This window comes from Kroppenstedtia sanguinis (genome assembly GCF_050433445.1).
GTDB classification, from domain to species: Bacteria; Bacillota; Bacilli; order Thermoactinomycetales; family DSM-45169; genus Kroppenstedtia; species Kroppenstedtia sanguinis.
The window spans coordinates 98,089-112,264 of the sequence record NZ_JBNPXF010000009.1 but is presented as its reverse complement, the minus strand read 5'-3'; the positions used below and the strand labels follow the sequence as shown (position 1 = coordinate 112,264).

The following is a 14,176-nucleotide window of genomic DNA, read 5'->3' as shown; positions in this document are numbered from 1 at the left end:
TGGCTCATAAGATAAGTCGGATTCTCCAATTGGAAAAGGGAATCTGCTGCTTGGAAAGGGAAAAGAGTGGAGTAGACAAAACAACCTCTCCGGAATCACACACATCTGTGGATCCGGAGGGGTTTTGTATCCACACCCGTCAGTTGCTTTTTAGAAAGTCAGGGTCCAGGAAGGAGGGGTTAGGATAGGTATAGAATCCTTCGCCAATTGCAATCTGACTACCCAAAACACCGCCGCCGGCAACGGTGATCTGTTTGTAATTCATGATGATTCTCCTTTTTAAACTGCTTTTGTTTCTATAATAGGAAATCAAACAGATTTCTATACAAGGATGGCAGACTTTTAACGGTTTTGCTAGAGGATGGGTTTCCAGACACAGAGAACCTGTTGTAAACGTTGCTTCCGGTTCCGGTATCAGTTTATACTCATATAAGAAGTTTCTACCGTTATAGAATGATTTGGGGGATACAGGCGATGACTTGGAGGTTGTCGCCTGTTTTATTCATGAGGGAGGGAAGGGAATTGGCGGAGACTGTGGAGAAGCGGTTTCAACGGATGGAGAAGTATCTGGAGGGGTTGGTGCAGGAGTTGGAAACGTTGCAGTCGGAATTGCCGGGATTTGGGTATGAAATCCGTAATATCGGGATGAAGACTCATGAAGTGCAACGGAATATCCAGCATCTGCAGCGGAAGATATCCCCGCCAGGTGGGGGATCCAATTCGGGGGCGACGGGCTCGGCTGTGGAAGCTCGCCAAGATGCAGGAGAGATGGCTCGGGATCTGCACCAGTTTTTGAGCCAGTGCAAGGAATATATGGGTCAGATGGAAGAGGTGGATCCCTCCTTTGCTTCGTACCGGACGGATCTGCGCATCCTGTTCAACCAGGCCCAGGATCGGCTACAACAGTACTGGGAGCAGGAAGGGCAGGGGAGAAAAGAACCCTACCTCAAACCGTTGGTGAAACAGGATGATCGAAACCCAGAACACTATGATATCCCCTCTTTTATGGAGATCACCAAAGGCATGGGAAAAGCATAAACCGGGACAGTCGCTCAGACTGTCCCGGTTTGATTTGAGTTGATTAGCCATATTTAGGGTGGGGAGATCGTGTTCACCCACGCGACCGTTGCGATCCAGCAAGGAAGCGAAAATGGCCACGCCTAATCTGACCATTAGGCAGGGGCAAAGCCTTACGGAAGCAACATAGGGAAGAATGTTGCCCCTAAACGCCTCTCGTAAGACTTCTCCACTGGGCAGGGTGACTACTTTCATCTAGAGCTTCAGTTCCTTTGGATTGTAGTGCCCGTGGTGCTACTTTAATCTAGAGCTTCAGCTCCTTTGGATTGTAGTGCCCGTGGTGCTACCTTAATCTAGAGCTTCAGCTCCTTTGGATTGTAGTGCCCGTGGTGCTACCTTAATCTAGAGCTTCAGCTCCTTTGGATTGTAGTGCCCGTGGTGCAAAGGTCGCTTTGCACCCACAGGGCACAAGTCTCGCCAGAGTCGCTTCCGCTCCCAGGTCTCGCTTTGGCAGCACACGACACCCTTCCGCCGCCCTTTTTTTAGTTAATCAACAGCTGGCCTTTATGATAGTTCCAATGGAATTCGATCTTTTAAGCACATGGCCAAATGGTACCAAGCTTGAACCTTTTTGTCCTTGTAGTCATGTTTTTCGGATAACTCTGCAGCCTTGTGAAAATAGCTGACCGCTTCTTCTAGCTGTTCCTGAGCCGAGTACAGGCTGCCCATGGTAAGGAACGCATCTGTCAGATAGGCTGTGCTTTGGAGCTTCTCTCCTTTGATGATGGCTGTTTGTAAGGCTTCTTTAGCGGCTTGCCACTGTTTTTTCTGTATGTTCAGGAGTCCCAGTTGTATGTACCCGCGAATCACCCGGCTGTCATTCACATGATTTTTGGCGATTTTCAGGGCAATGTTTAATGAGGTTTCTGCTTTTTCCCAATCTTTTTGGTCCATATAGATACTACCCAATACAACCCAATGATCGTAGGTCATGGAAAAATGACGATTGAGGCTGGCCAGTTTTAGCCCTTCTCGGGCGACAGGGATGGCATCCTTCAGGGCACCGCTTTTTCGCAGTAGTTCACTTTTCAGCCAATAAAATCCTAGTACTGTTTCAGTCTTTTGGACTTGGGGTAGTTCCTCCCATATATCTTCGACGATCCGCAGGGCTTCCACCACTCTCCCCAATCGTTCCAAGTAGGTGGCCTGGTTCCGTAGCAAAATGTATTTTACAAATTCCCGTTCACCCTCGGGGTTGACTGCAGCGAGTCCGCTTTTGGTGTATTGGAGTGCCTGATCCAGATTGTTCTGAAAGTAGCTACACAGACTGAGGTCGTTAAAACAGTAAGCTTCGATGTTAGCATTGACGGCGTAACTGCTTTGTTTGGATAATCGAATTGCATCAATCAGGGACCGTTCGGCTTTGGTGTACTTCTTTTGGAATAGGTGGATGGTTCCTTTTAACCAATAATATTCCGGAGCGTAGGGATGATCATCGGATAGATCCAGTCGGTTTAAAGCCTGCGATGCTTCAGTCCATTGTCCCATCCGTTTGAGAGATTCAATCGCATCCAATTCAAACTTTAAATGGCTTAGTTCCTCTTTTTCGCCCAGTACCAATTCAGGGATTTTTTCCAGGGGGATATTCAACTTGTCCAGTAGATAATACATTTTATCTTGGCGAACGTGAGAGACACCTCGTTCAATATTGCTGATGGTTGCTGTGGAAATATTTTTATCCGCCAGATCTTCCAGTCGCTTGCCTTTTTGTTTCCGTACCTTTCGGATGATTTCACCGATTTCGCTGATCCCCATCCCTTTTATCCTGTTGCACACTCCCTTCCCGTTACTAGTGTTGCTCTCATTTTACCCTCTTTTGTATGATTTTGAAATACAAAACTATTGCTTCCAATCGAAGAGTTCAATTCTTCGATTCCAACCTAAAAAGGACCTCCCATCAAGGGGAGGTCAGAGTCAAGGTTTCTTTATACTGATACTGAGTTAAGTTCGAGGCCGTCTGCTTGATCGCTGTTAAAGGCATCGCGGTCGAATTCATCCTCAGAGTTGGCGACGACGATGGCGGTAACCGTGTCGCCGGTGACGTTGACGGCGGTGCGGGCCATGTCCAGGATGGCGTCGATGCCAAGGACCATCGCCAACCCTTCTACAGGCAGGCCCATGCTGGTCAGGACGACCGTAGTCATGATGGAAGCAGTGCCAGGGACGCCAGCGGTGCCGATGGAGGCCAGGGTGGCGGTGGTGATCAGGATCAGGTAGTCGGTGAGGCCCAGGTCGATTTGGAAGACGTTGGCCACGAAGATCGCGACGATGGCAGGATAGAGACCACCGCAGGCATCCATGTTCATAGTGGCGCCCAAGGGGGCGACAAAGCTGGTAATCTTCTCAGAGACCTTCACTCGGTTGGTCAGTGTCTTCAGGGTGACCGGGAGAGTTCCGTAGCTACTCCGAGTTGAGAAGGCGACTACGATCACGGGCCAGATCTTTTTCAGAAAGCGAATCGGGTTGACTTTGGCCACAAAAGTGACCAGACTGCCGTAAGTGACGACCATATGGATCAGGCAGGCGAGGTAAACGGCGATCACGACCTCCATCAGGGGCAGCAGGGTAGAGAGGCCATGGGTGGCAGCCACTTGAGCGAGCAAGCCATAAACCCCGTAGGGAGTCAGCTTCAGAACGATCTTGGTCACCCGGAAAATCACCCGGGAAAAGGATTCGACCAAGCGTTTCACCGGCTCGACAGAGTCCGGGTCGCGTCGGGACTCAATGGTGATCGCGACTCCGATCAGCATGGCGAAAAAAATCACTGGTAGAATCTTGCCGTCAGCTGCATTGGCGACGGGATTATCCGGGATCATGTCCAAAAAGACTTGGCTGACTGGAGGGATCTCCCGAGCTTCACCAGGATCCTTCACATTGAAATCCATGCCGGCTCCCACGTTGAAGGCATTGCCGACGAGAATTCCGATAAGGCTGGCGATGACCGCAGTCGCCAGAAACAGTCCAATCGTTTTCACCCCGAGCTTTCGCAATTGGGTAGGATCCTTGATAGTGGTGATGCTGGTGATGATGGCAGTCACCACCAGTGGCAGGACCAGCATCTTGATCAAATGGATAAATGCATCCCCGAGGAAACCGACGATTTCGGCATCCTTACCCAAGAGGGCTCCGACAGCTACCCCCAACAGCATGGCGACCAACACACGGAGGCCAAAGCTCACTTTTTTTCGTTTCAACCAGACGAGAAACAGGATCACGACGGCGGATACCGCTAGACTTGTATACAAATGGGTCAACCTCCCCGGTATAAAATAATAAACTGTAGGTGTGTTGATTAGCCGAATTTTAGGCAGGAAATCAGGTCGGGATGGTAGGAGGGTGAATAGCGAAAGGTCAATTTTGCTTCCTTCACCCATTTCCTGGTTAATCAACAGCCCTGAACTTATCTATTTTTGAAAGAGAATCCAGATCAGCAGATCCCTGTATTTTAATTCATATCGGGATAATAGGTATTATATTAGACTCAATACTGAAGTTCGTCAACTACTCTTTGGGTCCGTATGAACACCCCTGCAACAGGTGTCCCGCCTTTTTGGGGAGACATTTATTTTTTTATAGAGAAACTGATCCGATACATCCTACAGTTATGAGCGGTGAGGGCAGGATGGGATTGGTTTTTCTTCAGGTCAGGTTGTGAATGTCTGATGACAGTGACAGGTGTGATTTTTCTCCCTGAATTCAAAAATTACGCATAATTCTTATTAATGTGTGTTATAATTTGTAAAGTAGGCGTGTTGATTAGCTGTATTTTAGGCAGGAAATCAGGTCGGGATGGTGGGAGGGTGAAGAGCTTTTGCTCTCTTTGCTTTGCAAGAGTTCGTAGCCATCCCACCCTCCCATGGAGCAATGGGAAGAGCGGAAGGGTCATTTCGTTCCCATCATCCACTTGATGGTTAATCAACAGCCTTGTCTGTAAAGACAAAAAAGGAGGGGAAAACAGGTTGAAAAAGTGGATTTGGATGACTTGTTGTCTGTTGATTGCAGGACTTTTCACCGGGGTGGCCTTTCCTGGAGATACTTTTGCAGCGAAACACCGGGACTACCAGCATGGGAAAGATATCGAGACCAGCCATCCCGACTGGATGAGCTGGATTCCCGATGACACCAATCTAGCCCAGCTTTCGATTCCGGGAACCCATGACACGCTTGCTTTTTACGGACCTGATTGGACCAAAACTCAGTCGGTCAGATTGCCGGATCAATTTCAAGCTGGGATTCGCGCTTTGGATATTCGAGCGCGTCACATCGATGACCGATTTGCCATTCACCACGGAAGAGACTATCAAAAGGCCAATTTCAGCGATGTGTTGCGTGATACAGGAGAATTCCTGAAAAATCATCCCTCAGAGACGGTCTTGATGCGGGTGCAGGAGGAGCATAAGCCTTCCAACAACAGTCGCTCTTTTGCGGAGACCTTTCAGTGGTACCTGGATCATGACTCCAATGGTGAATACATCTGGGTTCCGCCGGACTCTTATGACAACAAGAAACTTCCTGATTTGAAAGAGGTTCGGGGAAAAATCGTTATTCTTCAGAATTTTGATGGCGAAGGGAAGACCTACGGACTGGACTGGGGTTCGTTAGGCGAAAACCTCCAGGATGATTATACGGTTCCGACGGTGTTTCACATCAAGAAAAAATGGGAGAAAGCAAAAACCCATTTCCAAAAGACAAAAGATGGGGATGAAAACCAGCCGTACATTAACTTCCTCAGTGGAAGTTCTGCGGGGGCCTATCCCTATACCGTTGCAGGTGGAACCGGTGCCGACAAAGGGGTAAATAAGCACGCCCTGGAGTATCTGTTCAAAGATGAAGATCAAATCAAGCGGACCGGTATAGTCATGATGGATTTCCCCGGCGCCGGGCTATTGGACGTCATATTGGCACGCAATTTCCAATTGGCGGATTCCCAGGCGGATTTGAAAAATGATTTTGAGCAAACCTTTTCTAACCTCGCCTACAGCGCAGATGGAAAAGGAGATAAAAAAGCGATGGAACGGGCGGAACAACTCCATGGCTTTTTGAATCAATATCTGTCGCAACAAAAATGGCAAGTGCTGGTGTCTAAAGCGGGTGGGGACAGTTGGGGTTATCACATTTGGCACAACGGAATGATAAAACACTCCGATGAGATTGAAGGTTACGTCCATTTGGCCTTCAACAGCAATCCTTCCGATCTTGGAGAAGTCGATTCGGATGAATTGGATAAATACGTAGATGGGCAACTCAAAGAATTGTCCGGCAATGCTCACGAACGAGCGAATCAGCTTTTCGATCAGGTGAATGACGAATTCCCTTGTCAACGATGGAACGTGATGGTCAAAAAAGAGCCTGGCGGTTTTGAGAACTGGGCCATGATTTATTTGGGAGATTTGCACAAGAAAAATGACGACGGATATATTTACAATGTGTGGAGTAATCAAGGCTCTGGCGCTGAAGGATGTTCGACGGATTAAGCATTTGAAAATTGAATGAATATGAACTCCGCTCAGCCCGGGCGGAGTTTTCATTTTTATGCTTTGATTTCTCCCCCTTCGTCGGTAGGGTCTTCCACACCGAGCTGTCTCCTGTGACGGAGGATGAGCCAGTTTTTACATAAACAAGCTAGATTGGTACAGGATAGGAGGTGTCAACAGCACTTTTCGTGGTGCAGATGAAGGGGTGAAAAGGATGCAGGAAAATCGTCAAGAATATCAGTTGTCTAGTATCGATCAGGCGTTGATGGACGAGTTGGCGGGTCGGGTGCGGGATTGTTACCGGCAAATGACAGACATCGCCCTGCGCGCGATCGGGGACACGGAGGAAGCAGGCTCAGGTGTCTCTGCGGGTGAAGGGGAGCCCGATCCGTTCCATGATGAGGAAGTCCGATGGTGGATGGGTCCGGGTCAAGAATTGTGCTATCGCAAAGATGGCGGCAAGGTGATTCTCCGCCCTGCCCGTTAAGTGAAGGACGAGTCGGGTCACGCTGGCGGGGAAAGGATTCTCTGCGGATGATCGAGTCGTCTTTTCACGAACTCCTCCATATGGAGGTGTTTTTATTCCGAATGGGTCTTTACATACCCTGGCAGGGTATAGTATATTGGGTTTAGATACCTATATACCCACTATAGGTATAAATCGAGGAGGAAAAACAATGAACCAGACATTATTACATGTGAAAGGGATGTCCTGTGGTCACTGCGTCGATTCCGTCGAGAGTGCCTTAAAGCGCATCGGGGCGAAAGGGACGGTCGATCTGGAAGCCGGAACCGTCCAGGTCATCTATGACGAGAATCGCTTGACATTAGAGCAAGTGAAAGAGACGATCGAAGATCAAGGCTATGATGTGGTGTGAAAGGAATGAGCCGCTGAATGCGGCTATCCTTTCCTTTTGAATATACCCCATAGGGGTATTTGAACGAGGTGGTAAAGATGGAGAAGAAGGCTTCCCTGAAAATCAGCGGCATGACCTGTGCCGCTTGTGCCAATCGGATTGAGAAAGGGTTGAGCCGGATGGAGGGAGTTCAGTCGGCTCATGTCAATCTTGCTTTGGAACAAGCGTCCGTCACTTATGATCCGGAGCAGGTGCAACTATCCCAGATGGAAGAGAAAATAGGGGATCTAGGGTATGACACCGTCCAAGAGGAAGTGAATCTCCAGATCGGAGGTATGACCTGTGCCGCTTGTGCCAACCGGATCGAGAAGGGATTAAATCGCTTGCAGGGTGTGAATCGCGTCCATGTCAACCTGGCCACCGAGACGGCTCATGTGGTTTTCTCCTCGGGGACCCTCGCAGTGGAGGATCTGATCCACAAAGTTGAGGATATAGGTTATACCGCTACCCGCAAGAAGGAAGGGGAAAATGATAAAGACCGCCGTCAGCAGGCGATTGAAGCTCAGCAGTGGAAGTTTATTATCTCAGCGGTGCTTTCTCTTCCCTTGTTGTGGACGATGGTGGGGCACTTTTCCTTTACTTCATTCCTGTGGGTCCCTGAGTGGCTGCTGAATCCCTGGATCCAGTTGCTGTTGGCAACCCCTGTGCAGTTTGTCATCGGAAAGCAATTTTATGTCGGGGCATACAAGGCACTGAAAAACGGGAGTGCCAACATGGATGTGTTGGTGGCCTTGGGAACATCCGCCGCCTATTTTTACAGTTTATACCTCATGCTCCGTGACATGGGAGGACTTGGGGATTCCATGCCAGAACTCTACTTTGAGACGAGTGCGATCTTAATTACATTGATCCTGCTCGGGAAATTGTTTGAGGCCAAAGCGAAGGGGCGTACTTCCGAGGCGATCCGAAAATTGATGGGATTGCGGGCCCAGACCGCTTTGGTGATTCGGGAAGGGAAGGAAATCTCCATCCCTGTAGAAGAAGTGATCATTGGAGATGTGGTGATCGTCAAACCCGGTGAAAAAGTGCCCGTGGACGGAGAGGTGTTGGAGGGCTCTTCCACAGTGGACGAGTCGATGTTGACCGGGGAGAGTCTGCCGGTAGAAAAAAAGGAAGGGGATTCCGTGATCGGTGCGACGGTGAATGGTCACGGTGTGTTGCGGATCCGGGCTGACAAGGTGGGCAAAGAGACTGCCCTCGCCCAGATCATCCGAGTGGTGGAGGAGGCCCAGGGTTCCAAAGCCCCGATCCAGCGGATCGCCGATCGCATCTCCGGGGTCTTTGTGCCGATTGTGGTGGGAATTGCGCTGGTGACGTTTTTGATCTGGTTCTTCGCAGTCCACCCTGGGGACTTCGCTTCCGCATTGGAAAAAGCGATCGCCGTCCTGGTCATCGCTTGTCCCTGTGCCCTGGGTTTGGCGACTCCGACGTCTATCATGGCTGGGTCCGGTCGGGCCGCAGAGCTGGGAGTACTGTTCAAAGGGGGGGAGCACCTGGAAGTTACCCACCGGATCGATACGGTGATCCTGGATAAAACGGGGACGATCACCAAGGGGGAACCGGAGCTGACCGATGTTTATCCCTTAGATATGGATGAAACAGAGTTCCTTCGGTGGGTAGGTTCAGCGGAAAGGAACTCCGAGCATCCCTTAGCGACAGCGATCGTATCCGGGATCCGGGAGCGCAAGATCGAAATAGGATCTCCCGACGAGTTTGAAGCCCTTCCTGGCTACGGAATCCGTTCCTACATCGAGGGGCGCGAGGTGAGGGTCGGGACCCGACGCCTGCTGAATCAGGTAGGTGTGGACGGGAGTCGGGCAGAAGCAATCATGAGCCGTTTGGAGAAAGAAGGGAAGACTGCGATGTTGGCGGCGGTGGATGGGCAGTTGGCGGGGGTCATTGCTGTCGCTGACACGATCAAGGATACGTCTAAGGAAGCGATCCGGCGTTTGCATGACATGGGACTGGATGTGGTGTTACTCACAGGCGACAATGAACGGACGGCCCACGCCATCGCCCGGGAAGTGGGTGTGGATCGAGTGATCGCAGAGGTGCTTCCGGAACAGAAGGCAGAGGAAGTGAAAAAATTGCAGGAGGCGGGTCACCGGGTGGCGATGGTAGGGGACGGGATCAACGATGCTCCGGCCCTGGCGACGGCGGATATCGGGATGGCGATCGGCACTGGGACAGATGTGGCTATGGAAGCGGCGGATGTCACCTTGATGCGCGGGGATCTGAAGGGGATTTCCGATGGCATCGCCATGAGCCGGAAAACCGTGCGAAACATTCATCAAAACCTGTTCTGGGCCCTAGCGTACAATGTGATTGGCATCCCGGTGGCCGCAGTCGGTCTTTTGGCTCCTTGGCTGGCCGGGGCGGCGATGGCCTTCAGCTCCGTCTCCGTTGTACTGAATGCGCTTCGGTTGCAACGTGTTCAACTGAAGTGAGGGTAGATGAAATCAGAGCAGGAGGGCGATCAGAGGGACGGGATTTTTTATTTATATTACGGAATCCACTGCTGTGTATAATAGTGGAAAGGAAGGGGGATTTCCTATGGAGATAGTCAATCCGGAGCTGAATCCCGGGGAAAAGAAGGAGGATCGCAGTGAGATCCAGGGAGTGAGAAAAAGCCATCATTCCCAACAGGTAAAAAACAACCTCACCTCTCGTCTGAACCGCATCGAAGGGCAGATCCGCGGGGTACGTCGTCTGATTGAGAACGATACTTACTGCGATGATGTGTTGACCCAGATCGCTGCTGCTCAGTCGGCTTTGAACAGCGTCAGTCGAATTTTGCTGGAAGGGCATATGAAAAGCTGTGTGGTGGAACGGATCCGGGAAGGCGACGAAGAAGTGATCGATGAACTGATGGTGACAGTCAATCGGCTGATGAAGAAATAAATGGTAGAAGAAGCATTATAAAAAACCCCGGATATCCGGGGTTATTCCAATACGAGACGTTCTTTGGCTTTGCCAATGACAGCGGAGAACAGACGCTTTTGATCTGTCTTTTTGGACCCACCCTTTTCCACTGTGAAACCTAGCTGACGCAAACTGCTGATGATCACTTGTTCATCCAGGTTGGTTTGAGGCGGATAAGACTTTTCCAAGCGTGATCCGACTCCTTTTCATCATTGATCTCTGTTATTAGTATACGATAAATCGAAAGCCTGTTGCATATGTTTCGCGAATTTTTTTTGAAGTTGCTTCAGTTGATCATAGCCCTCTGCTTCAGATAAGAGATCGGGATTGATCGTCAACAGGAAAATATACGGCGTATCATGGACCTGTGTGGTCCGTGTGAGATACAGACGCCCCCGTTTGCGACTGGTTCCCTTGTGTTCAAAGGTGTAAACTTCATCGTCCAACAAAATTCCGCGCAGGATCCCCGTTCGCTTGTGTTCATTCAAGTTCCGCTCAATCTCTGAGTCCAGGGAAAAGGAGACATCGAGATTGAGTTTGTTCTCCAGAATGTTGACCCCCATCACCAAAAAGGCGTATTTCATCGCTAGCTGATCATTTATCCGGTCTTGATGGCTCTGTTCCTTGATTTCATGGTAAAGGTCTCCGATAAAGGAGAGAAGTCGGTCGGGACGGTTTCGATCCATCGCCTTTTTAGCCTGGGTGAATTGTAGGTACATCTTCTTTTCGATCTGAAAGATGATCTGCACCAGGGCATTTAACTCGATCCCTTCCGAAACATAGGCAGAAATATGATTGGCTTGCACTTTCACATGATGGGGATAATGTTTGAGGCTGTACCTGTACAGCTGGGCGGCCAAGACATCGGGTTCGTTTTTGGTGAAGCGTTCCATCGCTTTCTCCACGGAGTTTCTCCACTGCATCTCCTGCAAATCGTCATACAGTTCCATAAAGGTTCGCGCTTTGTCGGCGAGGATTGCTTTATATTCTTCCCCGCGCAACCGGGCCACCAAGATGCAGAAAATCACCAAGAGGAAGGTGATGATGAAGGGAAAATCGAATCCCAGCAATTTTTGCAAGAAGGAATTGAAGTAGAAGGATTCGGAATCATTTTCAATCCAGAGGTCCAAGATGAACAGGGTGACGGCAGACCCTAATACCAGCCAGTGTGTTGCAGTAAACTTGATTTTCAAGGTTTGATCCTCCGAAACCCCATCGGAATGAGTGCAGTCCCCTTGGAGAATTGTAACACAGAAGGGTTGGCTCCGACGCAGCCTCGGATTTGGATTTACAACACAGATTCCAAGAACAAAAAAAAGCCCCCCTAATGGAGGGAACATGGATAAATGGAGGTCGTTGTGGCGGGCTGCTTGTTACTAGCATAAAGGAGAATCCTACAGAATGCCATCTGCCTAAGGAAGAATTTTTTGTATACGGCCTAATGCTGATTCGCCCTGAAAGGGATGGAGGCAGGACTGCCAGATGGAGGTGAACTGGTCAGTGAGATTTTACAATCACTTACCCAGAATCAGGGCTGTTCCATCGCTTCTGTGCAGATCAGGAAGAAATCTATTATTTTCGTAGTTTCCTCCTTCAGGTACAATAGGGTGGGAATTGTATAAGGGAAGGAGGGCGACAACAATGGAATCGCAAGAGGGTTTATCACCTTATCTCACATTGAACAGGGAGCAGTGGAAAAGGTTGCGTGCTTCTGTCTCCATGCCTTTGACAGAGAGGGAGCTGGAAGATCTCAAGGGGATCAATGAAAAACTCTCCCTGGAAGAAGCATCAGAAGTATACCTCCCTCTGTCCCGTCTCCTCAACTTATTAGCCACCAGCAATCGCAAGATGTCTGAGGCGACGAGATTATTTTTAGGAGATCTGAATCCCAAAATTCCGTTTATTATCGGGATTTCCGGAAGTGTCGCCGTAGGGAAAAGCACTACCGCCCGGGTGTTACAGGCACTATTGCGCCGTTGGCCAGGGAATCCCCGGGTGGAATTGGTGACCACAGATGGTTTTCTCTACCCCAATCGGGTTTTGGAAGAAAGAGGGCTGATGAAGCGGAAGGGATTTCCCGAAAGTTATGACCTGGAGGGACTGATCCGGTTTCTGACTGATTTGAAATCTGGGAAAGAAGAAGTGAGCGTACCCCTTTATTCCCATCTGACCTATGATATTTTGCCAGAACAAAAAAAGCGGATCCACTGTCCCGACATCGTGGTGGTGGAAGGGTTGAACATTCTGCAGAATCCCTGCGTGGGACCTGAGGCTCCGGCTGTGTTTGTATCCGATTTCATCGATTTTTCTATTTATGTGGATGCGGATGAGGAGGATATCGCTCGCTGGTATGTGGAACGTTTTCAGGTGCTTCGTCGAACCGCATTTCGAGATCCCGACTCTTATTTCCGTCGTTATGCGGACCTGACTGAAGAAGAGGCCGTCGTCACTGCCCGGAGAATCTGGGAAGAGATCAATCGGCCCAACTTGTTGCAAAACATCCTTCCTACCCGGGGGCGTGCCCGTCTGATTCTCACCAAAGGGCCGGATCATGTAATTCGACAAGTTCAATTGCGGAAGATGTGATCAGGGAGCGCAAAGACCGTACGACGCTAGAGCGTGCGGTCTTTTTTTGTTATTCATATGGCGTATATTTCCAGCCGCAGGAAGAAGACTAACCGTTACAAGAGCCTAAGAGGATGGGAGGGATCAAATTTCATGCCTCGGATCGTGTCAGTCGGTACCGCAGTCCCGGAGCATATTCTCCCACAGGAAGAAGCGAGGGAGTTTGGGCGCCGGCTGTTTGAGGATTCCTTCGATGACATTGATCGATATCTACCGATTTTTGAAAATACCCGAATTCACACCCGACATTTGAGCCGCCCACGAAGTTGGTTTGAGCAGGAGCGAGGATTTGGTGAACGAAACCGGATCTATATTGAGACGGCCTGTCATTTGGGGGAGGAAGCGGTGAGCCGTTGTCTGGATCGAGCAGGGATTTCACCTGAAGAGGTGGATCATCTGTTTTTTGTATCCACCTCGGGCTTGGCTACTCCCAGTATCGACGCCCGAATCGTCAATGGGTTGGGACTGAACCGGCATGTCAAACGAACTCCGATTTGGGGATTGGGGTGTGCCGGCGGGGCATCGGGGTTGGCACGGGCCTGTGAATATGCCCGCGCTTTTCCTGACAGCCGGGTGGTCTTGTTGGCGGTGGAGTTGTGTAGTCTCACCTTCAGGCTGAATGATCGTTCCAAAAGTAATCTGGTGGCCACTTCCCTGTTTGCTGATGGGGCGGCTGCGGTGCTGGTGGCGGGAGATGACGCTCAAATTCCGGGAGAATCGGGAGCTGGTCCGATGGTGTTGGATACGATGACCACGACTTGGCCGAATTCTTTAGATGTGATGGGCTGGGATGTGACGGATGACGGATTGAAGGTGGTCTTTTCCCGAGATATTCCTGGAGTGGTTCGCAAAGAAGTGACGCCCTTGGTTGGGGAGTTCCTGGAGCAGGTGGGATTGTCTCTGGATCAGGTCCGTCGCTATATCGCTCACCCCGGCGGGGCCAAGGTGTTGAAAGCGTACGAAGAGGCCTTAGAATTGCCTGGGGAGGCGTTGCTTCATTCCTATGAGGTGTTGAAGGAATATGGCAACATGTCGTCGGCGACAGTTCTGTTTGTCTTAGAACGAGAACTTAGGGAGTCTCACCACCCTGGGGAGTACGGATTGATGACAGCGCTGGGGCCTGGCTTCAGCTCTGAATTGATGTTGCTCCGGTGGTGAAGG

At 50.1% G+C, this 14,176-nt stretch carries 13 protein-coding genes; 8 read left to right on the top strand and 5 right to left on the bottom strand.

Going from position 1 to position 14,176, the window contains the following annotated elements; all coding sequences use genetic code 11:
* Positions 1-139: 139 nt before the first annotated feature.
* Positions 140-265, bottom strand: coding sequence for a hypothetical protein (locus tag JOD24_RS07655; protein WP_380167646.1), 126 nt, complete (start codon positions 263-265; stop codon positions 140-142).
* A 257-nt stretch (positions 266-522) separates the two neighbouring features.
* On the opposite strand from JOD24_RS07655, the gene JOD24_RS07650 reads away from it, so the two are divergent.
* Entirely contained in the window at positions 523-1,038 is a 516-nt protein-coding gene (locus JOD24_RS07650) for a hypothetical protein (RefSeq protein WP_429246688.1), read from the top strand.
* A 543-nt stretch (positions 1,039-1,581) separates the two neighbouring features.
* On the opposite strand, the gene JOD24_RS07645 is transcribed toward JOD24_RS07650, so the two are convergent.
* Together JOD24_RS07645 and JOD24_RS07640 are read right to left on the bottom strand one after the other, a co-directional pair.
* Positions 1,582-2,832, bottom strand: coding sequence for a helix-turn-helix domain-containing protein (locus tag JOD24_RS07645; protein WP_380167650.1), 1,251 nt, complete (start codon positions 2,830-2,832; stop codon positions 1,582-1,584).
* A gap of 170 nt (positions 2,833-3,002) precedes the next feature.
* Positions 3,003-4,322, bottom strand: coding sequence for a dicarboxylate/amino acid:cation symporter (locus JOD24_RS07640; protein WP_429246687.1), 1,320 nt, complete (start codon positions 4,320-4,322; stop codon positions 3,003-3,005).
* A 714-nt stretch (positions 4,323-5,036) separates the two neighbouring features.
* Between JOD24_RS07640 and JOD24_RS07635 the strand changes: the two genes are divergently transcribed.
* From JOD24_RS07635 to JOD24_RS07615, 5 genes are all read left to right on the top strand, one after another.
* A complete protein-coding gene (locus tag JOD24_RS07635; RefSeq protein ID WP_429246686.1) occupies positions 5,037-6,551 on the top strand; it encodes a phosphatidylinositol-specific phospholipase C in 1,515 nt (504 codons plus the stop codon).
* A gap of 214 nt (positions 6,552-6,765) precedes the next feature.
* On the top strand, positions 6,766-7,038 hold the full coding sequence (locus JOD24_RS07630) for a hypothetical protein (RefSeq protein ID WP_429246685.1): 273 nt from the start codon (positions 6,766-6,768) through the stop codon (positions 7,036-7,038).
* A gap of 190 nt (positions 7,039-7,228) precedes the next feature.
* Positions 7,229-7,429: a cation transporter gene (locus JOD24_RS07625; protein ID WP_380162660.1), complete on the top strand. Its 201-nt coding sequence runs from the start codon at positions 7,229-7,231 to the stop codon at positions 7,427-7,429.
* A 77-nt stretch (positions 7,430-7,506) separates the two neighbouring features.
* Complete coding sequence (locus JOD24_RS07620; protein ID WP_429246684.1) at positions 7,507-9,915, top strand: heavy metal translocating P-type ATPase; 2,409 nt, start codon at positions 7,507-7,509, stop codon at positions 9,913-9,915.
* A gap of 106 nt (positions 9,916-10,021) precedes the next feature.
* Positions 10,022-10,369, top strand: coding sequence for a metal-sensitive transcriptional regulator (locus JOD24_RS07615; RefSeq protein WP_380162664.1), 348 nt, complete (start codon positions 10,022-10,024; stop codon positions 10,367-10,369).
* A gap of 41 nt (positions 10,370-10,410) precedes the next feature.
* Here JOD24_RS07615 and JOD24_RS07610 read toward each other — a convergent pair whose 3' ends face one another.
* Both JOD24_RS07610 and JOD24_RS07605 read right to left on the bottom strand, forming a co-directional pair.
* Entirely contained in the window at positions 10,411-10,578 is a 168-nt protein-coding gene (locus JOD24_RS07610; RefSeq protein WP_429246683.1) for a hypothetical protein, read from the bottom strand.
* 21 nt (positions 10,579-10,599) lie between these two features.
* Positions 10,600-11,583 (bottom strand): hypothetical protein, encoded by a 984-nt coding sequence (locus JOD24_RS07605; protein ID WP_429246682.1) that lies wholly within the window; start codon positions 11,581-11,583, stop codon positions 10,600-10,602.
* Positions 11,584-12,031: 448 nt separating this feature from the next.
* On the opposite strand from JOD24_RS07605, the gene coaA reads away from it, so the two are divergent.
* Both coaA and JOD24_RS07595 read left to right on the top strand, forming a co-directional pair.
* The gene (gene coaA / locus JOD24_RS07600; RefSeq protein ID WP_380162670.1) at positions 12,032-12,976 is read left to right on the top strand and encodes a type I pantothenate kinase; all 945 of its coding nucleotides are present in this window, start codon (positions 12,032-12,034) and stop codon (positions 12,974-12,976) included.
* 132 nt (positions 12,977-13,108) lie between these two features.
* Positions 13,109-14,173 carry a type III polyketide synthase gene (locus JOD24_RS07595; protein WP_429246681.1) on the top strand — a complete coding sequence of 355 codons (1,065 nt, stop codon included), beginning with the start codon at positions 13,109-13,111 and terminating at the stop codon, positions 14,171-14,173.
* Positions 14,174-14,176: the final 3 nt, after the last annotated feature.

Excerpts from the sequence above, each read along its gene's own strand:
- JOD24_RS07655 (WP_380167646.1), bottom strand. The coding sequence starts at position 265 with ATGAATTACAAACAGATCACCGTTGCCGGCGGCGGTGTTTTGGGTAGT.
- JOD24_RS07645 (WP_380167650.1), bottom strand. The coding sequence starts at position 2,832 with ATGGGGATCAGCGAAATCGGTGAAATCATCCGAAAGGTACGGAAACAA.
- JOD24_RS07630 (WP_429246685.1), top strand. The coding sequence starts at position 6,766 with ATGCAGGAAAATCGTCAAGAATATCAGTTGTCTAGTATCGATCAGGCG.
- JOD24_RS07625 (WP_380162660.1), top strand. The coding sequence starts at position 7,229 with ATGAACCAGACATTATTACATGTGAAAGGGATGTCCTGTGGTCACTGC.
- JOD24_RS07620 (WP_429246684.1), top strand. The coding sequence starts at position 7,507 with ATGGAGAAGAAGGCTTCCCTGAAAATCAGCGGCATGACCTGTGCCGCT.
- JOD24_RS07615 (WP_380162664.1), top strand. The coding sequence starts at position 10,022 with ATGGAGATAGTCAATCCGGAGCTGAATCCCGGGGAAAAGAAGGAGGAT.
- coaA (WP_380162670.1), top strand. The coding sequence starts at position 12,032 with ATGGAATCGCAAGAGGGTTTATCACCTTATCTCACATTGAACAGGGAG.
- JOD24_RS07595 (WP_429246681.1), top strand. The coding sequence starts at position 13,109 with ATGCCTCGGATCGTGTCAGTCGGTACCGCAGTCCCGGAGCATATTCTC.